Annotated in this window: 21 protein-coding genes; 15 read left to right on the plus strand and 6 right to left on the minus strand. The window is 68.1% G+C overall.

The features are described from left to right. Positions 1-16: 16 nt before the first annotated feature. Entirely contained in the window at positions 17-1438 is a 1422-nt protein-coding gene (locus DFS13_RS08425) for a M20 family metallopeptidase (RefSeq protein WP_111441620.1), read from the minus strand. 162 nt (positions 1439-1600) lie between these two features. Between DFS13_RS08425 and DFS13_RS08430 the strand changes: the two genes are divergently transcribed. From DFS13_RS08430 to DFS13_RS08445, 4 genes are all read left to right on the plus strand, one after another. Then, positions 1601-2554, plus strand: a complete 954-nt coding sequence (locus DFS13_RS08430) for a LysR substrate-binding domain-containing protein (RefSeq protein ID WP_059723595.1) — start codon at positions 1601-1603, stop codon at positions 2552-2554. 64 nt (positions 2555-2618) lie between these two features. After that, on the plus strand, positions 2619-3749 hold the full coding sequence (gene mnmH / locus DFS13_RS08435) for a tRNA 2-selenouridine(34) synthase MnmH (RefSeq protein WP_060211536.1): 1131 nt from the start codon (positions 2619-2621) through the stop codon (positions 3747-3749). Further along, positions 3746-4804 (plus strand): permease, encoded by a 1059-nt coding sequence (locus DFS13_RS08440; RefSeq protein ID WP_006484180.1) that lies wholly within the window; start codon positions 3746-3748, stop codon positions 4802-4804. Before mnmH ends, DFS13_RS08440 begins: the two co-directional genes overlap by 4 nt. Before the next feature lie 101 nt (positions 4805-4905). Then, the gene (locus DFS13_RS08445) at positions 4906-5328 is read left to right on the plus strand and encodes a hypothetical protein (RefSeq protein WP_006484198.1); all 423 of its coding nucleotides are present in this window, start codon (positions 4906-4908) and stop codon (positions 5326-5328) included. Between the two features lie 37 nt (positions 5329-5365). On the opposite strand, the gene DFS13_RS08450 is transcribed toward DFS13_RS08445, so the two are convergent. After that, positions 5366-6199, minus strand: a complete 834-nt coding sequence (locus DFS13_RS08450) for an ABC transporter permease (protein ID WP_006484127.1) — start codon at positions 6197-6199, stop codon at positions 5366-5368. Positions 6200-6205: 6 nt separating this feature from the next. Next, positions 6206-7120, minus strand: coding sequence for a nodulation factor ABC transporter ATP-binding protein NodI (gene nodI, locus DFS13_RS08455; RefSeq protein ID WP_111441621.1), 915 nt, complete (start codon positions 7118-7120; stop codon positions 6206-6208). A gap of 330 nt (positions 7121-7450) precedes the next feature. Between nodI and DFS13_RS08460 the strand changes: the two genes are divergently transcribed. After that, on the plus strand, positions 7451-7948 hold the full coding sequence (locus DFS13_RS08460) for a universal stress protein (RefSeq protein ID WP_006484144.1): 498 nt from the start codon (positions 7451-7453) through the stop codon (positions 7946-7948). A gap of 87 nt (positions 7949-8035) precedes the next feature. Here DFS13_RS08460 and DFS13_RS08465 read toward each other — a convergent pair whose 3' ends face one another. The 3 genes from DFS13_RS08465 to lexA are packed head-to-tail and all read right to left on the minus strand — an operon-like array spanning position 8036 to position 9794. After that, positions 8036-8755, minus strand: coding sequence for a DUF2939 domain-containing protein (locus DFS13_RS08465; protein ID WP_111441622.1), 720 nt, complete (start codon positions 8753-8755; stop codon positions 8036-8038). Between the two features lie 29 nt (positions 8756-8784). After that, complete coding sequence (locus DFS13_RS08470; protein WP_006484149.1) at positions 8785-9120, minus strand: hypothetical protein; 336 nt, start codon at positions 9118-9120, stop codon at positions 8785-8787. Positions 9121-9146: 26 nt separating this feature from the next. Next, the gene (gene lexA / locus DFS13_RS08475) at positions 9147-9794 is read right to left on the minus strand and encodes a transcriptional repressor LexA (protein WP_006484226.1); all 648 of its coding nucleotides are present in this window, start codon (positions 9792-9794) and stop codon (positions 9147-9149) included. A gap of 264 nt (positions 9795-10058) precedes the next feature. On the opposite strand from lexA, the gene DFS13_RS08485 reads away from it, so the two are divergent. The 10 genes from DFS13_RS08485 (at position 10059) to rbsK (ending at position 21571) form a co-directional block, all read left to right on the plus strand. Then, the gene (locus tag DFS13_RS08485; protein ID WP_048986575.1) at positions 10059-11096 is read left to right on the plus strand and encodes a sulfate ABC transporter substrate-binding protein; all 1038 of its coding nucleotides are present in this window, start codon (positions 10059-10061) and stop codon (positions 11094-11096) included. Between the two features lie 123 nt (positions 11097-11219). Further along, entirely contained in the window at positions 11220-12113 is an 894-nt protein-coding gene (gene cysT, locus DFS13_RS08490) for a sulfate ABC transporter permease subunit CysT (RefSeq protein WP_034201813.1), read from the plus strand. Further along, the gene (gene cysW / locus DFS13_RS08495) at positions 12110-13054 is read left to right on the plus strand and encodes a sulfate ABC transporter permease subunit CysW (RefSeq protein ID WP_006484215.1); all 945 of its coding nucleotides are present in this window, start codon (positions 12110-12112) and stop codon (positions 13052-13054) included. The genes cysT and cysW overlap by 4 nt, the downstream gene beginning before the upstream one ends. Positions 13055-13067: 13 nt before the next feature. Then, positions 13068-14126: a sulfate/molybdate ABC transporter ATP-binding protein gene (locus tag DFS13_RS08500; protein ID WP_006484184.1), complete on the plus strand. Its 1059-nt coding sequence runs from the start codon at positions 13068-13070 to the stop codon at positions 14124-14126. Between the two features lie 75 nt (positions 14127-14201). After that, on the plus strand, positions 14202-15128 hold the full coding sequence (locus tag DFS13_RS08505) for a CysB family HTH-type transcriptional regulator (protein ID WP_006484201.1): 927 nt from the start codon (positions 14202-14204) through the stop codon (positions 15126-15128). Positions 15129-15853: 725 nt separating this feature from the next. After that, positions 15854-16804 (plus strand): sugar ABC transporter substrate-binding protein, encoded by a 951-nt coding sequence (locus DFS13_RS08515; protein ID WP_006484190.1) that lies wholly within the window; start codon positions 15854-15856, stop codon positions 16802-16804. Positions 16805-16949: 145 nt separating this feature from the next. Beyond that, a complete protein-coding gene (locus DFS13_RS08520) occupies positions 16950-18563 on the plus strand; it encodes a sugar ABC transporter ATP-binding protein (RefSeq protein WP_111441623.1) in 1614 nt (537 codons plus the stop codon). Beyond that, positions 18560-19579 carry an ABC transporter permease gene (locus tag DFS13_RS08525; RefSeq protein ID WP_111441624.1) on the plus strand — a complete coding sequence of 340 codons (1020 nt, stop codon included), beginning with the start codon at positions 18560-18562 and terminating at the stop codon, positions 19577-19579. Before DFS13_RS08520 ends, DFS13_RS08525 begins: the two co-directional genes overlap by 4 nt. Positions 19580-19613: 34 nt before the next feature. Further along, complete coding sequence (locus DFS13_RS08530; RefSeq protein WP_006484167.1) at positions 19614-20645, plus strand: LacI family DNA-binding transcriptional regulator; 1032 nt, start codon at positions 19614-19616, stop codon at positions 20643-20645. After that, a complete protein-coding gene (rbsK, locus tag DFS13_RS08535; RefSeq protein WP_034201811.1) occupies positions 20642-21571 on the plus strand; it encodes a ribokinase in 930 nt (309 codons plus the stop codon). Before DFS13_RS08530 ends, rbsK begins: the two co-directional genes overlap by 4 nt. The last annotated feature ends 236 nt before the right edge of the window (positions 21572-21807 follow it).

The following is a 21807-nucleotide window of genomic DNA, read 5'->3' on the forward strand; positions in this document are numbered from 1 at the left end:
AAAGGGGCGAAGCGCGTTACAGGGCGGCGCCGGCCGCGGCGGATGCCGCGCGGCGAACGGGCGGCGCGTCGTCGCCGAGATCCCAGAAGAGGCCGGCCATCATCTGCAGCCCCTCGCTGACGACGCTCGCGAGCAGATGCTCGTCGGGCGCGTGCTGCGAGCACGCCGGGTACGAGTGCGGCACCCACAGCGTCGGCAGCCCGAGCGTGTCCGCAAACACCTCGTTCGGCAGCGTGCCGCCCAGATTCGGCAGGATCGCGGGCTTCTTGCCGGTCGTGCGCGCGAGCGACGCGACGGCCCAGCGCACCCACGGATCGTCCGGCGGCACGCGTGTCGCCGGTGCGCCGCGTTCGACGTCGATCTCGACGTCGGCGAAGCCGTGCGCATCGAGGTGCGCGCGCAAGTGCGCATGCAGCGCCTTCCAGTCGGTGCCGACGACGAAGCGCAACTGGCAGTGCGCATACGCGGCGGGCGGGATCGCGTTGACGGGATGCTCCGGATTGCCGGCCTTGAACGCGAGGATCTCGAAGGTGTTCCAGCCGAACACGCGTTCGGCCGCGGACAGGCCGGGCTCGCCCCAATCGGCGTCGAGCGCCGGGTCGCCGGGGCCGCCGCCGACCGCAAGATCGGCGAGCGCGTCGCGTACCGGGGCCGGGATCGGCGGCGGGCGCAGCCCGGCGACGCGAATCGCGCCGCGCGCGTCGACGAGGCTCGCGAGCGCATGCGCGAGCACGATCGCCGGGTTGCGCAGCAGTCCGCCCCAGTTGCCGGAGTGATGCGCACCGTCGCGGGCGCGCAGGCTCAGCGTGAAGTTGACCGAGCCGCGCGAGCCGAGGAATACCGTCGGGCGCGCGGCGGCGATGCGCGGGCCGTCGGAGGCGATCAGCACGTCGGCCGCGAGCGCGTCGCGCTCCTGGCGGCACAGCGCGTCGAGGCCCGGCGATCCGGTTTCCTCGCCCATCTCGATCAGCAGCTTCGCGTTGAAGCCGAGCCGGCCGCCGCGCGCGTCGAGCACGCTCGCCAGCGCGGCCAGGTTGATCGTGTGCTGGCCCTTGTTGTCGGCGCTGCCGCGGCCGTACCAGCGGTCGCCGTCGGCCGTCAGCGTCCACGGCGACAGCGGCGCGCGCCACTGCGCGTCGTAGCCGCGCACGACATCGCCGTGGCCGTAGATCAGCACGGTCGGCAGCGCGTCGTCTTCGTGGCGCGACGCGAGCAGGAACGGGCCGCCGCCGTCGACGGGGTTGTCGACGATCCGCGACGTGAAACCGAGGCGGGCGGCCTCGGGCGCGATCTCGTCGGTCAGATAGGCGCGCAGCGCGGCGTCGCTGCCGCTTTCCTGGCTTTCGGTGCGCAGGCCGACGCGGCGGCTCAGGGTTGCGAAGAACGCACCGGATTCGAACTGGTTCAGCGCGTGCTGGATGGCGGCGGTACGGCTCAAAGCGTGTCTCCCGTGTGGTTCCGCTGCGCGCGGGCCGTGCACGCAACGTGAAGTGCGATCGATTCTAGAAAGCCCGGTTTTTTGTCACAATGATCGAATTTCGAACCTTTCTTTGCCGAAAAGGCAAAGCAGCGCGGCCGGATGCGGCGCGGAGACAGAACGATGGCGGCTTTTCTGCATGGGCTGGCGTTGCGGTATTTCGTCGAGGTGGCGCGTACCGGCTCGATCAGCGACGCGTCCGCGCGGCTGCACGTGGCCGTGTCGGCGATCAGCCGCCAGATCGCGAAGCTGGAGAGCGAGCTCGGCGCGCCGCTGTTCGAGCGGCGGCCGCGCGGGATGACGCTGTCGGAAGCGGGCGAGCGGCTGCTGGCGTTCGCGCAGCGCAGCCTGCTGGAGGCCGAGCACGTGATGAAGGACATCGGCGGGCTCGACGCGCTGCACGGCAGCCTGCTGAAGATCGCATGCTCGGAAGGGTTCGCGATCGACTTCCTGCCCGGCGTGCTCGCGAGCTTCAAGGCGCGCCACCCGGGCGTCGATTTCACCGTGTGGGTCGTGTCGCCGGCGGATGCGACGCGGCGCGTGCGCGACGGCGACGCGGACATCGCGTTGACCTTCAGCCTCGCGCCGGAGAAGGGCGTGCGTGTCGACCACACGGAGCGCGCGCCCGTCTTTGCGCTGGTCCGGCACGATCATCCGCTTGCGGCTCGCGACGCGGTGTCGCTCGCCGATGTCGCGCGCCACGCGCACGTGCTGCCCGAGGCCGGCACGACGGTGCGCCAGCTGATCGACATCGCGTGCGCGCTCGACGGGCTGCTGCTCGAGCCCGAACTGACGAGCAACAATACCGCGGCGATGTACGGCTACGCACGGCGCACCGGCGCGGTGATGTTCACGGGGCTGCTGTCGGTGCGCGATCGCTCCGATGCGGACGGCTTCGTCGTCGTGCCCGTGACGAACCCGCAACTGCGCGAACGCAGCATCCAGGTACAGACGATGGCGGGGCGCGATCTGCCCGCGTCGGTGCGTGCATTTCGCGACCACCTGATCGACGCGATGCAGGCTGCCTCGCCGCCGCGGACTACCGCGCGCGGCCCGGGACGCCGGCCCGTGAGATAATCGTCAATCCGCCTTCCGTGCCCATGCGGCTCCACGAGCCGCATCGCCCCTGTTCGACGCCAAATTGAAGAACCTGATTGTCACCCTCGATCGCGCCGGCGAGTTCGACGAGATCATCGACGTGCGCACGCCGCTCGAGTTCGCCGAGGACCATATTCCCGGCGCGCTGAACGCGCCCGTGCTCAGCAACGAAGAGCGCGTGCTCGTCGGCACGATGTACCGCCAGGTGTCGCCGTACGAGGCGACGCGCGTCGGCGCGGCGATCGTCGCGCGCAACATCGCGCGCCATCTCGACACGACCTTCGCCGACCGGCCGCGCAACTGGCGGCCGCTGATCTACTGCTGGCGCGGCGGCAAGCGCTCGGGTTCGATGACGACCTGGTTCAACCTGATCGGCTGGAAGGCGCGCCAGCTCGACGGCGGCTACAAGGCGTACCGCCAGTCGGTGTGCGCGACCCTCGCGTCGCTGCCGACGCGCTTTCGCTACATCGCGCTGGTCGGCCACACGGGGTGCGGCAAGACGCGCCTGCTGAACGCGCTGCGCGACGTCGGCGCGCAGACGCTCGACCTGGAAGCGCTCGCGTGCCATCGCGGTTCGCTGCTCGGCGCGCTACCGGGCAAGCCGCAGCCGGCGCAGAAGGGGTTCGATTCGGGGCTCGTCGAGACGCTCGGGCGTTTCGACCCTCAATGGCCGGTGTTCGTCGAGTCGGAAAGCCGCCGGATCGGGCTCGTGCAGTTGCCGATCGCGCTGATCGAAGCGTTTCACGCGGGGCCGTGGGTGCAGGTCGAAGCGGCCCACGACGAGCGGATCGCGTTCCTGCTGGACGATTACGCGCACCTGTTCGACGAACCGGACGCGTTCAAGGCGCAGCTTCATCGGCTGATCGGCCTGCACAGCCGCGAAGAGGTGACGCGCTGGAAGGGGCTGATCGATGCCGGCGCGCGGGCCGATTTGTTCACCGAGCTGATCGACAAGCACTACGATCCCGCCTACGCGCGCACTTACCGTGCGACGTACGACAAGCCGAACCGGGCGCTGACGTTCACGTTCCGGCCCAACGCGGCCGACGTGCGCGATCAGGCGCGCATGCTGCTGGCCGAACTCGCGCGAGCCGGGTTGCCGGCATCGGCCGCGCTTGCTGGCGGCGCGACATCCGAAACCGACAAAGACCAATCGACGATCACCACACGATGACGACCACACGCACCCAACCCAGTCCCGCCCTCGGCTGGATGACCTTCCTGCTGATCGCGGTCGCGGGGCTCTTCTATGTGAAATGGTTCCCGTACTACAACAAGGCGTTCGTTGCCGCCGAGCATCATTCGATCGGCCAGTCGATCCTGATGGGTACGTCGGCGGCCGCCCCCGAGCCGTCGCTGAAGGCGGCGCTCGACTACGCGTGGGCATACGGCAAGGCGATCTGGCAGGCGATGGTGCTCGGCCTGCTGCTCGGCTCGGCCGTGCAGGCGCTGCTGCCCGCGCATTGGGTGGCGCGCGTGCTCGGCCGCACCGGGTTCGGCAGTGTCGCCGCGGGCGGGCTGCTGTCGCTGCCGGGGATGATGTGCACGTGCTGCGCGGCGCCGGTCGTCGCGGGGCTGCGGGCGCGTCATGCATCGCCGGGCGGCGCGGTCGCATTCTGGCTCGGCAACACAGTGCTGAACCCGGCCGCGCTGGTGTTCATGGGCTTCGTGCTCGGCTGGCACTGGAGCGCGCTGCGCCTCGTGCTCGGCATCGCGATGGTGTTCGGGATCGGCTACCTGCTGAACCGCATCGCGCGTCCTGAAGACCGCAATATCGACGATGCCCAGCTCGCCGCGCTGGCGGCCGAACAGGCCGCGGCCGGCAATCCGTTCGTCCGCTGGATGAAACTGCTCGCGCGCATGGCCGTGCGGCTCGTGCCCGAATACATCGTGCTCGTGCTGCTGCTCGGCGCCGCGCGCGCGTGGCTGTTTCCGCATATCGGCCCGGACATCGGCAATCATCTCGGCTGGATCGTCGCATTCGCGGTCGCGGGCATGCTGTTCGTGATCCCGACGGCCGGCGAGGTGCCGATCATCCAGGCGATGCTGTCGCTCGGCATGGGCGTCGGTCCGGCCGCCGCGTTGCTGATGACGCTGCCGCCGATCAGCGTGCCGTCGCTCGCGATGCTCGCGCGTTCGTTCAAGCCGACCATGCTGGCGATCGTCGCGACGCTCGTCGTCGTGTTCGGGATCGCGAGCGGCTTGCTCGCGATCGCGTTCGGGTTCTGACGCACGCAAACGGCGCGCCACTCGCGCGCCGTCGTCGTATTCATCCGGCGCCGCGGCTTCACGCGTGCGGCGCCCTTTACAAGAAGCAAACAGGAAAACGCATGACCCAACCGAAGATTCATCCTCGACTCGAAAAGGCGCTGACGCGCGGCGATCTCGCGATCCGCCAGGCCAATTCCGCGCGGGCGACTGCCGTGCTGCAAGCGCTCGGCACGATGATCATCGAGGCCTCCGCAACGATCGGTGTCGAGGCCAGCATCGACATTCCGCAAGGCGATCGCATCTACGATCCGGTCAACGGCCTGTGGCCGCAGAAGATGCTGGTGTCGTTCGACGGCCCGGTGGACGAAGCCGACAAGGAAGAACTGCGCACGGTGTATCTGGTGGCCGACGATCCGGGTACGCAGTTCCGCGTCGAATGGCATCGCGCGGACGGCAAGCTCGGCCGCCAGGAAGGCGGCCCGCTCGCGACCGTCGCGTTCCTGACCGACGTCGAAATTCCGTGGAGCGACGACGACGAGTAACGTCGTCGCATGAAGCCGGCGCCCGGTGCGCCGGCCGTCAGCGCATCATCCGCCGCCGGAACAGCCACGCGGACAGCAGGAATCCGCCGACCGCGTAGCCGGCGAGCACCGCGACGTGCAGCGCGATGTCGGTCGCCGGTCGGCCGAGCATCGCGGGCCGGATCAGCTCGACCGCATTCGCGAGCGGTAGCGCCCGCGCCGCGTGCTGCGCGATCGGCGGCAACTGCGTGATCGGGAAAAACACGCCGGACAGCAGCAGCATCGGCGTCAGCGCGAGCGTCTGATAGAACATGAAGAAATCGTAGGACGGCGCGAGCGCCGTGACGATCATCGCGATGCTGGCGAACGCGAGGCCGGCCAGCGCGATCACGGGCAGCACCGCGAGCATCGACGGAAACTGCGCGTAGCCGAGCCCGCCCGCGACCAGCATGATCGCGCCCCCTGACAGCATCGCCTTGCTGGCCGCCCACACGATCTCGCCGAGCACGATGTCGCCGAGCGCGAGCGGCGTGTGCATGATCGCTTCCCACGTGCGCTGCACGTGCATCCGCGAGAAACCCGAATACATCGACTCGAAGCTCGCGGACATCATCACGCTCGACCCGACCGTGCCGGCCGCGAGGAACGCGATATACGACACGCCGTCGACATGGCCGAGCATCAGGCCGAGTCCGAAACCCAGCCCGAACAGGTAGATCATCGGATCGGCGAGATTGCCGAACATCGACGCGAGCGCGAGCTTGCGCCACACGAGATAGTTGCGCCGCCAGACGGCGATCCAGTTGCTCGCGTTCGCGGGCATCGCGATCGCGAAGCGCGACTCGCGCGGCGGGGCCGATGGCGTGGTGGCGGAATAGTTGCGGACGTCCATGGTCGATCAGTCCTGCATTTCGCGGCCCGTGAGCCGCAGGAACACATCTTCCAGATTGGCCGGCCGATGCAGATAGCGCAACCCCGCGCGGCCCTTCAGGCGCGCGCTGAGCGGTTCGGGGTCGCTCACATAGCAGAGCAGCGTCTCGCCGCTGATCTCCGTGTGCTTCGCGAACGCCGACAACTCGTCGCGCAGCGCGGCCGGATCGGGCCCGTAGATCTCGATCACGTCGCAGCCGATCTCCGATTCGATCAGCGCATGCGGCGCGCCTTCGGCGATCTTGCGGCCTTCCTCGATCACGCACAGCCGATCGCACAGCCGCTCGGCTTCTTCCATGAAGTGCGTGGTGATCAGGATCGTCTTGCCGCGCGCAAGCAGCGAACGCAGCCGCTCCCACATCAGGTGCCGCGCCTGCGGATCGAGGCCTGTCGTCGGCTCGTCGAGCACCAGCACGTCGGGATCGTTGACGAGCGCACGGGCGAGCGTGAGGCGGCGCTTCATGCCGCCCGACAGCTCGCCGACCTTCGCGTCGGCCTTGTTTTCCAGCTTCGCGAATTCGAGCAGCGGCGGCACGAGCGTGCGTGCGGCGTGCGCCGACATCCCGAAATAGCGACTGAAGATGAGCAGGTTCTCGCGTACGGTGAAGTCGGGGTCGAGATTGTCGAACTGCGGGACGACGCCGACCCGCTGGCGTGCATGTCGCGCCCGCGATGGAACCGGTTCGCCGCATAGCGAAATGGTGCCGGCATCGGGGTGCGCGAGGCCGAGCAGCATCTTCAGCGTGGTCGTCTTGCCGGCGCCGTTCGGCCCGAGCAGGCCATAGCATTCGCCGGCCTTCACGTTGAAGGACAGACCGTTGACGACCAGCTTGTCGCCATAGCGCTTTTCGACGTTGCGGAAATCGATCGGTGCGACGGACATGGGCAGGTTGTCGTTGTAAGCGGGCGCGTTCCGTTGCCCGAGCGTGGCCGGTTTGCGAACGGATCGGACGGATGCGTGTCACATGGGCATGACCGAAGCGCACGACGCCAGCGTACGGTGGCCCGCTGGAGTATGAACGGGCCATTCTAGTGCATCGGCTGCATCGCTTCAGGGCATGCCTGCCCGGTGCGATGCAAACGCGCACCGATCGTGCACCGCATCATCGCGCACGCGCCGCGCGGGGCGAATCAGCGTTTTCCATCCCTTGCGTCCTGAATTGCGGCGCACCATGATGAATGCGTAGGCTCGTTGTCGCGATAGGGAGGTCTCATGGCTAGCTACAACAAGATTTTGCTGTGTTACGACGGCACGCTCGAAGGGCGCAAGGCACTGCGCTGCGGGGCCAATCTCGCAATGGACCTGAAAGCCGAGACGCATTTGCTGTCGGTTGTCGACATGCGTTCGAGCATTGCGCAAAGTGCAGGTTTGCTGACCGATGTCGCATGCGGCCGCTTCGAGGAAACCGCGCGCGAAATCCTGCAGGAAGGCGTGAACTGGCTGCGTGAGCGCGGCGTACAGGCCGAAGGCCATTTCGCGTTCGGGTATCCGATCGACGAAATCGCGAATCTCGCGTCGGAGCTGAAAGTCGACCTCGTCGTCGTCGGCCACCGGTGCCGCAGCGGATTGTCGAGATGGTGGATGGGGTCGGGCAATACGCAACTGCTCGATCGCGTGAACTGCAGCATCCTGGTGGCGTGTTCGTCGGCGGAAGAGCAGAAGGCCGAAATCGCGCGCGAGCGTGAGGCGGCCACAGCGAACGGCAAATGATCTAAAGACTGGACGACTGCGTGACCGGCGATACGTGCCGGTCACGCACCGCGCTGCATCAGCACGGCAGGCGTCCAGAGCGGCCTGCTACGCATACAGGTCGATCCCGGACAATTTCCACGAGAACAGCCCGAAGCGGTGAAAGATCGCCGCATAGCGTGTGCCGTCGGCACTGCGCTGATACGTCACGACGAACTCATCGATATTTCGGTAGCCCGCGCTGGTTTGCTGCTGGTGCGGCGCTTGCGTGGCTTCGCTCGGGCTGGCCGGTGCGGCAGGTGCGGGCGCCGGCGACGATGCCGCCGAAGCGACCGCGTTGCTGCCCGATACCCCCGCACTTGCCGGCGCCGGATTGGCGGGCGGTGCGGCAGGCGTGGTGCCGGGGGCATTGCCTGCCGGCGGCTGATTCGACCACTCAGGCGGACGTTCGCCCGGATTGCCGCGCGGCGGCAATCCGCTCATCAGCGCGGCGACGCCTTCCGGCGTCGCGTACGCATCGACCAGCGGACCGATCAACGCGGACCCGATCAGCGCGCCGATCACCGCGAACGGGTTGTTCTTCTTCACTGCGTCGATCCGGCGCATCAACTCTTCCGTGACCTGCTGCTTCAGGCTGATGCGCAGCGATGGAAAGTCGACATACTCGCTGATCGCCTGCGCATCGCGCGCATCGATCGCCGATTTCAGGCGACCGAGCGCGACATACGGCGACGCGTACGCATAGCCGAGCGCCGCAATGACGGCGACGATCAGCGCGACGATCAGCAGGGGCTTGAGTCGCCCTGTACGGCGCGGCGATTCGGTCACGTTGCCTCCGGTGCGGGAAGGTTCCGCAATCAGAGACCGCCCGGCGTGGCCGATCGTTCCTCTGCGATGCAGCGATCGATCATTCGGCAGACGGCATCGATCGTGCCGACCATGATCAAGCGCGACCGGCCGTGATAGACGCGCACCGGCGCGCGGCGTGCGGGTTCCGCGTGATTCAGACCGGCGTTCAGCGATACCCGCGCGAACGCGGGCAGCGCTGACGGCAGCAGGGACGCCTGCCGTTCGACTGCGACTTCTTCATGCACAGGCGCCGCCGCGGACAGCGGTGCGCAGGGCGTGCGGCCGCGCAGATGACGCAGGCGACCGAATTGACGGAAAGGCAGCAGGCGGGCAAGGCGTTCCATGATGTTCTCCTGAGCGAGACGGAATGTCAGAGTTCGCCCGAGCGAATCAGCCCGACGGCGATGCCTTCCAGCGCGAAATCCGCGCTGCCGGCCTTGACGAAGATGTTTTCGTAATCCGGGTTCTCCGCGATCAGCTCGAGGCCGCCGGGCCGGCGCATCAGGCGCTTGACCGTGACGTCGTCGCCCAGACGCGCGACGATGATCTGGCCGTCCTTCGCTTCCGTGCGCTTCTGCACGGCGAGGAGGTCGCCGTCGAGAATGCCGGCGTCGCGCATCGACAGGCCGCGCACCTTCAGCAGGTAGTCGGGCTTGCTGGTGAACAGCGCGGGATCGCACGCGTAGTGCTGCGAGATGTGCTCCTGCGCGAGGATCGGGCTACCGGCCGCGACGCGGCCGACGAGCGGCAGCGACAGTTGCATCAGCGCGGCGTGCGGCAGCGTGAACTGGTGCGGGGCGTCGTCGACGCCGAGCAGCCGGATGCCGCGCGACGCACCGGCGGCCAGCTCGATCACGCCCTTGCGCGCCAGCGCGCGCAGGTGCTCCTCGGCCGCGTTCGGCGAGCTGAAGCCCAGTTCGGCCGCGATCTCGGCGCGGGTGGGCGGGAATCCGGAGCGCTCGATCGCGCGACGGATCAAGTCGAACACTTGCTGCTGACGGGCGGTGAGTTTGGTCATGGCTCAACTGTATGGATAGACAGTGAGCTGTATTTTTATACAGTACTTGGTGAATTTCAAGTGTTACTTGAGGTTCGACGCGATCGCGCCGGTTCCGGCGTGATTTCGCGACGCCCGGACGCCGGTTTATCCGCCGCAACCGTCCATCCCGTCTGCGTTAGCACTTTTGAGTATTAAAAAATGAGGAACGATTATTTTTAATCATGTAACCCGTTCGATAGACTGGCCCGACATCGCAATACCGACAACACTGGAGAACCAAGGATGGCGAAGCGCAACACGGGGCTGGTGGGCGGAGTGGGCCGCCTGATCGCAACACTCGCGCTGGGCGCGGCGGCGGCGCTGGGCGTCGTGACGCATGCCCAGGCCGATACGACTTTCCTGAACGTGTCGTACGACCCGACGCGCGAGCTGTATCAGGATTTCAACCAGGCGTTCGGCAAGGAGTGGAAGGCGAAGACGGGCGAAACGGTCAATTTCAAGCAGTCGCACGGCGGGTCGGGCGCGCAGGCGCGCTCGGTGCTCGATGGCCTGCAGGCCGACGTCGTCACGCTGGCGCTCGCCTACGACATCGACGCGCTAGCGAACAAGGGGCTCGTGGCCAAAGATTGGCAGAAGCGCCTGCCCGACAACGCGTCGCCGTACACGTCGACGATCGTGTTCCTGGTGCGCAAGGGTAATCCGAAGGGGATCAAGGACTGGGACGACCTGACCAAGCCGGGCATCTCGATCGTCACGCCGAACCCGAAGACGTCGGGCGGCGCGCGCTGGAACTACCTGGCCGCGTGGGCATACGCGCTGCACAAGCCGGGCGGCAACGAGCAGACGGCGAAGGAATTCGTCACGAAGCTCTACAAGAACGCAGGCGTGCTCGATTCGGGCGCGCGGGGCGCGACGACGAGCTTCGTGCAGCGCGGGATCGGCGACGTGCTGATCGCATGGGAAAACGAGGCGTTCCTGTCGGTCAAGGAATTCGGCACCGACAAGTTCGAGATCGTCGTGCCGTCGGTGAGCATCCTGGCCGAGCCGCCCGTCGCGGTGGTCGACAAGGTGGTCGACAAGAAAGGCACGCGCAAGCTGGCCGAGGCCTACCTGAATTTCCTGTACAGCCCGCAGGGCCAGGAAATCGCCGCGCGCAACTACTACCGGCCGCGTTCGAAGAACGTGTCGGCGGAGCTGACCAAGCAGTTTCCGAAGCTGAAGCTGTACACGGTCGACGACACGTTCGGCGGCTGGACGAATGCGCAGAAGACGCATTTCGCGGACGGCGGCGTGTTCGACTCGATCTACAAGCCGCAGTAACGCCATAACGACAAGCGGCGCGCCACGACAGCGCGCCGCATCCCCGACGGCCCGCCGGCGCGATTCACTGCGCCGGCGTTTGCGTCGGACCCGTGAGCAGCATCGACCCAGCAAGAGCATCCGATGACGACGTACACCTTTCGCAAGCCGAGCGCGCTGCCCGGTTTCGGCGTGACACTCGGCATCACGGTGGCCTATTTGAGCCTCGTGGTGCTGATTCCGCTCGCCGCCACGTTCCTGAAGACCGCGACGCTGTCGTGGGACCAGTTCGTCACCGCCGTCACGTCGCCGCGCGTGCTCGCGTCGTACCGGCTGACGTTCTCGGCCGCGCTCGGCGGCGCGCTGATCAACGCCGTGTTCGGCTTCCTCGTCGCGTGGGTGCTGGTGCGCTACACGTTCCCGTTCAAGCGCCTCGTCGACGCGATCGTCGACCTGCCGTTCGCGCTGCCGACCTCGGTGGCCGGCATCTCGCTCGCGGCCGTCTACGCGACCAACGGCTGGGTCGGCCAGTATCTGGCGCCGCTCGGCATCAAGATCGCGTTCACGCCGGCCGGCGTGCTGGTCGCGCTGACCTTCATCGGGCTGCCGTTCGTCGTGCGCACCGTGCAGCCGGTGCTCGAGGATTTCGAGCGCGAGCAGGAAGAGGCCGCCGCGTGCCTCGGTGCGTCGCGCTGGCTGACGTTCCGCCGCGTCGTGCTGCCGGCCGTGCTGCCGGCGCTGCTCACCGGTTTCGCGCTCGCGTTCGCGCGTGCGCTGGGCGAATACGGCTCGGTGATCTTCATCGCCGGCAACGTGCCGATGAAATCCGAGATCACGTCGCTGCTGATCATCACGAAGCTCGAGCAGTACGACTACGCGGGCGCGACCGCGCTGGCGGTCGTGATGCTGGTCGTGTCGTTCCTGATGCTGCTGCTGATCAACACGCTGCAGTGGTATCTGCAGCGCCGGACGAGCAAGGGCGCGAGCGGCCCGGCGCCCGCCACCGTCAATGCCGTCGCAGCAGGAGGCCAGCAATGAGCCAGGAGGCCACCGTCGTGCTGAAAACCCCGTCGCCCGCCGCGCGTGCCGCGAAGCGGCTCGATCCCGTCAGCGAGTCGCGCGTCGTGCGCTGGCTGCTCACGGGCATCGCGCTGGCGTTCCTCGCGTTCTTCCTCGTCGTGCCGCTCGCCGCGGTGTTCGTCGAGGCGCTGCGCAAGGGCGTCGGCTTCTATTTCGAATCGCTGGCCGATCCCGATGCATGGTCGGCGATCAAACTGACGCTGACCGTCGCCGTGATCGCGGTGCCGCTGAACCTCGTGTTCGGCGTGTGCGCATCGTGGGCGATCGCGAAGTTCGAATTCCGCGGCAAGGCGCTGCTGACGACGCTGATCGACCTGCCGTTCTCGGTGTCGCCGGTGATCTCGGGCCTCGTGTACGTGCTGCTGTTCGGCGCGCAGGGCTGGCTCGGGCCGTGGCTGCAGGGGCACGACGTGCAGATCATCTTCGCGGTGCCGGGCATCGTGCTCGCGACGATCTTCGTCACGTTCCCGTTCGTCGCGCGCGAGCTGATTCCGCTGATGCAGGCGCAAGGCACCGACGAGGAAGAGGCCGCGCGCGTGCTCGGCGCGTCGGGCTGGCAGATCTTTCGCCGCGTGACGCTGCCGAACGTGAAGTGGGGCCTGCTGTACGGCGTGATCCTGTGCAATGCGCGCGCGATGGGCGAGTTCGGCGCGGTGTCGGTCGTGTCGGGCCACATCCGCGGCGTGACGGACACGATGCCGCTGCACGTCGAAATCCTGTACAACGAATACAACTTCGCGGCGGCGTTCGCGGTGGCGTCGGTGCTGGCGCTGCTCGCGCTCGTCACGCTCGCGCTGAAGCTGCTCGCTGAGCGTCACCTCGCCGCCGAACTGGCCGACACGCACGACGCCGTTCCCGCACATGCCGGCCCTGTCGCCGCCGTTTCGTCGAAATCGTAAAGAGGCAACCAGAATGGGTATCACCGTCCGTAACCTTCAGAAGCGCTTCGGCGATTTCACGGCGCTCGACAACGTGTCGCTCGACTTTCCGCCCGGCGAACTGGTCGCGCTGCTCGGCCCGTCCGGCTGCGGCAAGACCACGCTGCTGCGCGTGATCGCGGGCCTCGAGCACGCGGACGCCGGCCAGGTCGTGCTGCAGGGGCTCGACGTCGCGTCGGTCGGCGCGCGCGACCGCCAGGTCGGCTTCGTGTTCCAGCATTACGCGCTGTTCCGCCACATGACGGTGTTCGAGAACGTCGCGTTCGGGCTGCGCGTGAAGCCGCGCCGCGAGCGGCCGTCGGAAGCCGCGATTCGCGAGAAGGTGCACGAGCTGCTCAAGCTCGTGCAGCTCGACTGGCTCGCGCAGCGCTATCCGTCCGAGCTGTCGGGCGGGCAGCGCCAGCGTATCGCGCTCGCCCGCGCGCTCGCGGTCGAGCCGAAGGTGCTGCTGCTCGACGAACCGTTCGGCGCGCTCGACGCGAAGGTCCGCAAGGAGCTGCGCGGCTGGCTGCGTCGCCTGCACGACGACCTGCACATCTCGACGATCTTCGTCACGCACGACCAGGAAGAGGCGCTCGAAGTGGCCGATCGCATCGTCGTGCTGAATCGCGGCCACGTCGAGCAGGTCGGCAGCCCGCAGGACGTCTACGATCATCCGCAAAGCGCGTTCGTGTACGAGTTCCTCGGCGCGGCGAACCGGCTGCCGGGCACGGTTGCCGGGCGCGGCTTCGTCGCGGAAGGCGCGGCCGCGCCGATCGAGGTCGACGCCGATTTCGCGGGCCCCGCGCACGCGTACGTGCGGCCGCACGATCTGCAGCTGTGGCCGGCGGGCGAAGGGCACCGCGACGGCATCGCGGTGGACGTGCGGCGCGTGATTCCGCTCGGCGGTTCGGTGCGCGTGGAGCTCGAGGCGCGCGCGGGCGGCGCGCTCGAGGCGGAACTCGACCGCGACGCATGGCGGGCGCTGTCGCTGCAGGTCGGCGACGGTGCGACGGCCGTGCCGCGCGCCGTGCGGGTATTTCCCGCGCGTTGACGAGACAATGCAGGGCAGAGGGCGGGCATCGCTCCGATTCGACAATCAAACAACGACAGCCTAAGAGGCATACCCATGAATTTTCAGCAATTGCGGTTCGTGCGCGAAGCGGTGCGCCAGAACATGAACCTGACGGAAGTCGCGAACGTGCTGTACACGTCGCAGTCGGGCGTGTCGAAGCAGATCAAGGATCTCGAGGACGAGCTGGGCGTCGACATCTTCATCCGGCGCGGCAAGCGGCTGACGGGGCTGACGGAGCCCGGCAAGGCCGTGCACCAGCTGATCGAGCGGATGCTGCTCGACGCCGAGAACCTGCGCCGCGTCGCGCGCCAGTTTGCCGATCAGGACAGCGGCCACCTCGTCGTCGCGACGACGCACACGCAGGCGCGTTACGCACTGCCGAAGGTGATCCGGCAGTTCACCGACGTGTTCCCGAAGGTGCATCTCGCGCTGCGCCAGGGCAGCCCGCAGCAGATCGCGCAGATGATCCTGAACGGCGAGGCCGATCTCGGCATCTCGACCGAGGCGCTCGACCGCTATCCGGACATCGTCACGTTCCCGTGCTATTCGTGGCACCACACGGTCGTCGTGCCGAAGGGCCACCCGCTCGTCGGCCGCGAGAACCTGACGCTCGAGGAGATCGCCGAATACCCGATCATCACGTACGACCAGGACTTCACGGGCCGCTCGCACATCGACCAGGCGTTCACGCAGGCGGGCGCCGTGCCCGACGTGGTGCTGACCGCGATCGATGCGGACGTGATCAAGACCTACGTCGAACTCGGGATGGGGATCGGCGTGGTCGCGGCGATGGCCTACGATCCGCAGCGCGACACGGGGCTCGTCGCGCTCGATACGCAGCACCTGTTCGAGGCGAGCACGACGCGGGTCGGGCTGCGCAAGGGCGCGTTCCTGCGTGCGTACGCGTACCGGCTGATCGAAATGTTCGCCCCGCACCTGAACGAAGCGGAAATCGCCGGGCTGTTGCGCGAAGCCGTTTGACCGGTGCACGTCGCGCGCCGTCCGGGCCGTTGCCGCGGATGGCGCGACTTGCACCCCGCGTGCGGTGCCGCATACGGCGCCGGGCGCGACAGGCGATGGCCGCCATCACGGCTGAAGCACCCGCCGAGCGATCCCGCGCCAGGCGACGATCGCCCCATGTTTCCGACCAACAGAAAAACAAGAACGACCTGCAACGCCAGGCCTTGGCGCGGAACGCACGGTCGGCAGTCGTCCTCATTCACAAGGCCGCGCGTGCGAATCGCCGCGCGGTTCCGTCACGGTCGACGACATGTCGCGACGGCGAATGCGGCCGAGCTTCGTGCCGACCGTCGACGCGAGCGCGTTGTCCGGAACGATCCGCTTCCTCGCTGGCCAGCCGCCTGCGAAGCGCTCCGGCGAGCCGCCGTCGGCATCGCGAGTGTCGTATTTGCGCGTCGTGAAGCGCGCTCGCGCGCTCCGAATAAACCCTTAAATATTGATCAGACAGGTTGCGCGCCGAAGCGAATCGGTACAGCATAGCCTTCACTCCGCCGGCCTCCCGCCGGCGGTGGCGCGTCAACGACAGCACGCGCCAGGCAGTCGGCCGTCTGCCTCGCTTCCATTCCGTGGTACCGACAGCAGCATCGATGGCCATTGCCCGGGTAGTGTGGCGCAAACGTTTGCTCACATTAAAACAACAGTCAAACAACAATCCGGCCCTTCGGGCCAGTCGCCAGGAGATGTGTATGAATGTCCGCTTTCGCCGTCGCTTCCTGACCGCCGCGCTCGCCGCCGTCGCGGTGGCCGCCGCACCGGCCGTCCACGCGCAATCGGCGGGCAAGCCGAAGGTCGCGCTCGTGATGAAGTCGCTCGCCAACGAGTTCTTCCTGACCATGGAAACGGGCGCGAAGGAATACCAGAAACACAACGCGAACCAGTTCGACCTGATCACCAACGGCATCAAGGACGAAACCGACACCGCGAACCAGATCCGCATCGTCGAGCAGATGATCGTCTCGAAGGTCGACGCGATCGTGATCGCACCCGCCGATTCGAAGGCGCTCGTGCCGGTCGTGAAGAAGGCCGTCGACGCGGGCATCATCGTCGTGAACATCGACAACCGGCTCGACCCCGACGTGCTGAAGTCGAAGAACCTGAACGTGCCGTTCGTCGGCCCGGACAACCGCAAGGGCGCGCGCAAGATCGGCGACTACCTCGCGAAGCGGCTGAAGGCGGGCGACCAGGTCGGCATCGTCGAAGGCGTGTCGACGACGACCAACGCGCAGCAGCGCACGGCCGGCTTCCAGGACGCGATGAAGGCGGGCGGGATGAAGGTCGTGTCGGTGCAGTCGGGCGAATGGGAGATCGACAAGGGCAATGCGGTGGCCGCCGCGATGCTCAACGAATACCCGAACCTGAAGGCGCTGCTGTGCGGTAACGACAACATGGCGATCGGCGCCGTGTCGGCCGTGCGCGCGGCCGGCAAGCAGGGCAAGGTGCTCGTGGTCGGCTACGACAACATCAACGCGATCAAGCCGATGCTGAAGGACGGCCGCGTGCTCGCGACCGCCGACCAGTACGCGGCGAAGCAGGCCGTGTTCGGCATCGACACGGCGCTCAAGGCGATTGCCGAGCATCGCAAGCAGGCCGACATGTCCGGCGTGGTCGAGACGCCGGTGGATCTCGTGACGAAGTAACGCCGCCCCGGTGCGGCCGCTGCCCTCAAGAATCCGGCGCGGCGGCCGTTATCCGGTGTGAGCGCGATCACGGCCACTGCATGCACATGCACTTGTGAGCGTCATACCCGCGCGCCCCGTGCGCGCGGCCGCAACCAGGATCGCGATGGAACCGACCTTCCAACCCTCCCGTTCAGCCCATCCCGTGCTGTCCGTATCCGGCATCGGCAAAACCTATGCCGAACCCGTGCTCGCCGACGTCACGCTGACGCTCGACGCGGGCCAGGCGCTCGCGCTGACGGGCGAGAACGGCGCCGGCAAGAGCACGCTGTCGAAGATCATCGGCGGGCTCGTCGACCCGACCACCGGCACGATGCAACTCGGCGGCGAGGCCTATGCGCCGGCGAGCCGCACGCAGGCCGAGGCGCTCGGCGTGCGCATGGTGATGCAGGAGCTGAACCTGCTGCCGACGCTGACCGTCGCCGAAAACCTGTTCCTGAACCGCCTGCCGCGGCGCTTCGGGATCATCGACCGCGCGCGGCTGCGCGACGACGCCCGCGCCGCGATGGCGCAGGTCGGGCTCGACGCGGTCGATCCCGATACGCCGGTCGGCGCGCTCGGCATCGGCCACCAGCAGATGGTCGAGATCGCACGCAACCTGATCGGCGACTGTCGCGTGCTGATCCTCGACGAGCCGACCGCGATGCTGACCGCGCGCGAAGTCGAGCTGCTGTTCGAGCAGATCGACCGGCTGAAGGCGCGCGGCGTCGCGATCGTCTACATCTCGCACCGGCTCGAAGAGCTCGCGCGCGTCGCCGAGCGCGTCGCGGTGTTGCGCGACGGCCGGCTCGTGCATGCGGGCGACATGGCGGCGACGACGTCCGACGGGCTCGTCACGCTGATGGTCGGGCGCGAGATCGGCGAACACATCGATCTCGGCGAACGTCGTTTCGGCGCGCCGCGGCTCGCCGTATCGGGCCTCACGCGCGGGACGGCCGTGCGCGACGTGTCGCTCGAGGTGCGCGCGGGCGAGATCTTCGGCATCTCGGGGCTGATCGGCGCGGGGCGCACCGAGCTGCTGCGACTGATCTACGGCGCCGATACGCCGGATGCCGGCACGATCGCCGTCGGCCAGCCGCTGAAGCCGGCGCGGATCGCGTCGCCCGTCGACGCGGTGAAGCACGGCATCGCGCTGATCACCGAGGATCGCAAGGGCGAAGGTCTGCTGCTGTCGCAGTCGATCACCGCGAACGTGTCGCTCGGCCAGCTCGACCGGCTCGCGCGTGGCGGCATCGTCGATTCGGGGCGCGAAACGGCGCTGGCCGAGCAGCAGATCGACGCGCTGCGAATCCGCACGCACGGGGCGGCGCAGCCGGTCGGCGAGCTGTCGGGCGGCAACCAGCAGAAGGTCGTGATCGGCCGCTGGCTCGCGCGCGACATGGGCGTGCTGCTGTTCGACGAGCCGACCCGCGGGATCGACGTCGGCGCCAAATTCGAGATCTACACTTTGATGGGCGCGCTCGCGCGCGAAGGCCGCGCGCTCGTGGTCGTATCGAGCGACCTGCGCGAGCTGATGCTGATCTGCGACCGGATCGGCGTGATGTCGGCCGGCCGCATGACCGCCGTGTTCGAGCGCGGCAACTGGACCCAGGATGCGCTGCTGGCCGCGGCGTTCGCCGGCTTCGGCCGCGAGACGCCGGCGGCGGCCATGCAGCATCCGGACGCGGGGCAGGCGCACGGCGCCGATCCGGGCACTTCGACGACAGGACCACAGCAATGACCCAGCCTCCCGTATCCCCGACCGACGCAGGCGCGCAGCAGGACGTGACGGGGCGCCGCGCGCGCACGCTGTCCGGCACGCGGCTCGGCCTGTCGAACTATCTCGGGCTGGCCGGCGCGCTGGCCGCGATGATCGCGCTGTTCTCGGTGCTGAGCTCGCATTTCCTGACCTACGACACGTTCAGCACGATCGCGAACCAGATTCCCGATCTCGTCGTGATGTCGGTCGGAATGACCTTCGTGCTGATCATCGCCGGGATCGACCTGTCGGTCGGCTCGGTGCTCGCGCTGGCCGCGTCGATGGTCAGCGTCGCCGCGCTGAAATGGCAGTGGGGGCCGCTGCCCGCCGCGCTGATCGGGATCGCGGTCGCGACCGCGACGGGCGCGCTGACCGGCGCGATCACGGTCGGCTGGCGGATTCCGTCGTTCATCGTGTCGCTCGGCGTGCTGGAGGCCGCGCGCGGCCTCGCGTACCAGCTGACGAATTCGCGCACCGCGTATATCGGCGATGCGTTCGATTTCCTGTCGAACCCGATCGCGCTGGGCATTTCGCCGGCATTCCTGATCGCGGTCGCGGTGATGATCGCGGCCCAGTTCGTGCTCACGCGCACCGTGTTCGGACGCTATCTGGTCGGGATTGGCACGAACGAGGAAGCGGTGCGACTTGCGGGGGTTAACCCGCGGCCGTATAAAATTCTCGTATTCGCACTGATGGGCGCGCTCGCGGGGCTCGCGTCGCTGTTCCAGATTTCGCGGCTCGAGGCGGCCGATCCGAACGCGGGCGCGGGCCTCGAGCTGCAGGTGATCGCCGCCGTCGTGATCGGCGGCACGAGCCTGATGGGCGGGCGCGGCTCGGTGATCAGCACGTTCTTCGGCGTGTTGATCATCTCCGTGCTGGCCGCTGGGCTGGCGCAGATCGGTGCGAACGAGCCGACCAAACGGATCATCACGGGCGCGGTGATCGTGGTGGCGGTCGTGCTCGATACGTATCGCAGCCGGCGCGCACGCGTGCGGTAGAAGACAGACAGAACAGACCAGAGAGAAACGGGAAATGGCGACGATCAAGGATGTGGCGGCCATGGCGGGCGTGTCGTTTACGACCGTCTCGCACGTGGTGAACAATTCGCGGCCGGTGTCCGCGGATGTGCGTGCGAAGGTCGAGGGCGCGATCCGCGAGCTGAATTACGTGCCGTCGGCCGTGGCGCGCTCGCTGAAGGCGCGGGCGACGGCGACGATCGGCCTCGTCGTGCCGAACAGCACGAATCCGTACTTCGCCGAGCTTGCGCGCGGTATCGAGGATCAGTGCGCGGCCAACGGCTATTGCGTGTTCTTCTGCAATTCGGACGATGATCCCGTGAAGCAGCGCAACTACCTGCGCGTGCTGCAGGAAAAGCGCATCGACGGGCTGATCGTCGCGTCGGCGGGCGAGGACGCGGTGCTCGCGCAGACGCTCGCCGACACGCACGCGCCGCTCGTCGTCGTCGACCGCAACATCGAGGGGCTCGCGGCCGATCTCGTGCAGATCGACCACGAACGCGGCGCGTACCTGGCCACGCGCCACCTGCTCGAACTCGGGCACGCGAAGATCGGCTGCATCACCGGGCCGACCGACACCGCCGTCAGCGCGATGCGCGTGCACGGCTTCATCCGCGCGATGGCCGAGCGCGGGGTCGACATCGTGCCGGGCGCGATCGCCGAAAGCGATTTCTCGTGCCTGGGCGGCTATCACGCGGCATCGCGGCTGTTCGAATCGGTGCGGCCGAGCGCGATCTTCGCGGGCAACGACCTGATGGGCGTCGGCGCGCTGCGCGCGGCGGCCGAGCGCGGGATGCGCGTGCCCGACGACTGTTCGATCATCGGGTTCGACGACATCGAATTTTCCCGCTACACGTATCCGGCGCTGTCGACGGTCGGCCAGTCGGTGCGCGCGCTCGGCGAAATGGCCGCGCAGACGCTGATCGAACGGATCGGCGGCGGTTCGACCGCCGTGCCGAGCCGCCGTCGCGTCGTGTCGCCGCGCCTCGTGCTGCGCGAATCGACGGCGGTCTACCGCGAGCCGGCCGCACCGGGCGGTCGCGCATGACGGCGAACGCACCGGGCGCCGGCCGCGTGACGGTGGTCGGCAGCCTCAACATGGATCTCGTCGTGCGGGCGCCGCGGCTGCCGCTGCCGGGCGAAACGCTCGCCGGGCATGCGTTCGCGCAGGCGGCGGGCGGCAAGGGCGGCAACCAGGCCGTCGCCGCGGCCCGGCTGGGCGCGCAGGTCACGATGATCGGCTGCGTCGGCGCGGATGCGCACGGCGCGGCACTGCGCGCGGGCCTGGAGGCCGAGGGAATCGACTGCACGGGGCTCGCGACCAGCGCGTCGGCGTCGACCGGCGTCGCGCTGATCGTCGTCGACGATGCGAGCCAGAACGCGATCGTGATCGTCGCGGGCGGCAACGGCGAGGTCACGACCGACACGATCGCGCGGCACGAAGCCGCGCTGGCGGCGGCCGACGTGCTGATCTGCCAGCTCGAGACGCCGCCGGACGCGGTGTTCGCGGCACTGTCGGCCGGGCGCCGGCTTGGCCGCACGGTGGTGCTCAATCCGGCTCCGGCCGTCGCACCGCTGCCGGAGGGCTGGCTGCCGCTCGTCGACTACCTGATCCCGAACGAGGTCGAGGCGGCCGCGCTGACCGGGCTGCCGGTGCGCGATCCGGCGGAGGCCGAGGCCGCCGCGCGGGCGCTGCAAGCCGGCGGCGCGCGCAACGTGTTGGTCACGCTCGGCGCGCGCGGCGTGCTCGCGCTGACGGCCGACGGCGCCGCGCGGCATTATCCGGCGCCGGTCGTGCAGGCCGTCGACACGACGGCGGCCGGCGACACCTTCATCGGCGGCTTTTCCGCGCGGCTCGCGGCCGGCGCGGACGTCGACGCGGCCATCCGCTTCGCGCAACGCGCGGCGGCGCTGTCGGTCACGCGCGCGGGCGCGCAGCCGTCGATTCCGACCCGCGCCGAACTGGCCGACTAGGGTCGGATCCGCGGTTCTAAATTCCGACACGCGGCCGGTTCGTCGCGCGAGACGGCCGCTCGCGCCGCCGGCAACGCGTTCGCGTGCCGGCGCGCCTTTCCTGCCCGCTTCACCATCCCGCCCCGAATTGCGTCAATTATTCAGTCGTCTGTAATAAACAGACGAATAATTCGAAATAATGACGCGAAAACCATCAAGTTATGCGCCGCACGGTCGTAAATGCACCGAGTGAAGCA

Source organism: Burkholderia sp. 28_3 (assembly GCF_003253915.1).
Classification (GTDB): Bacteria; Pseudomonadota; Gammaproteobacteria; order Burkholderiales; family Burkholderiaceae; genus Burkholderia; species Burkholderia cenocepacia.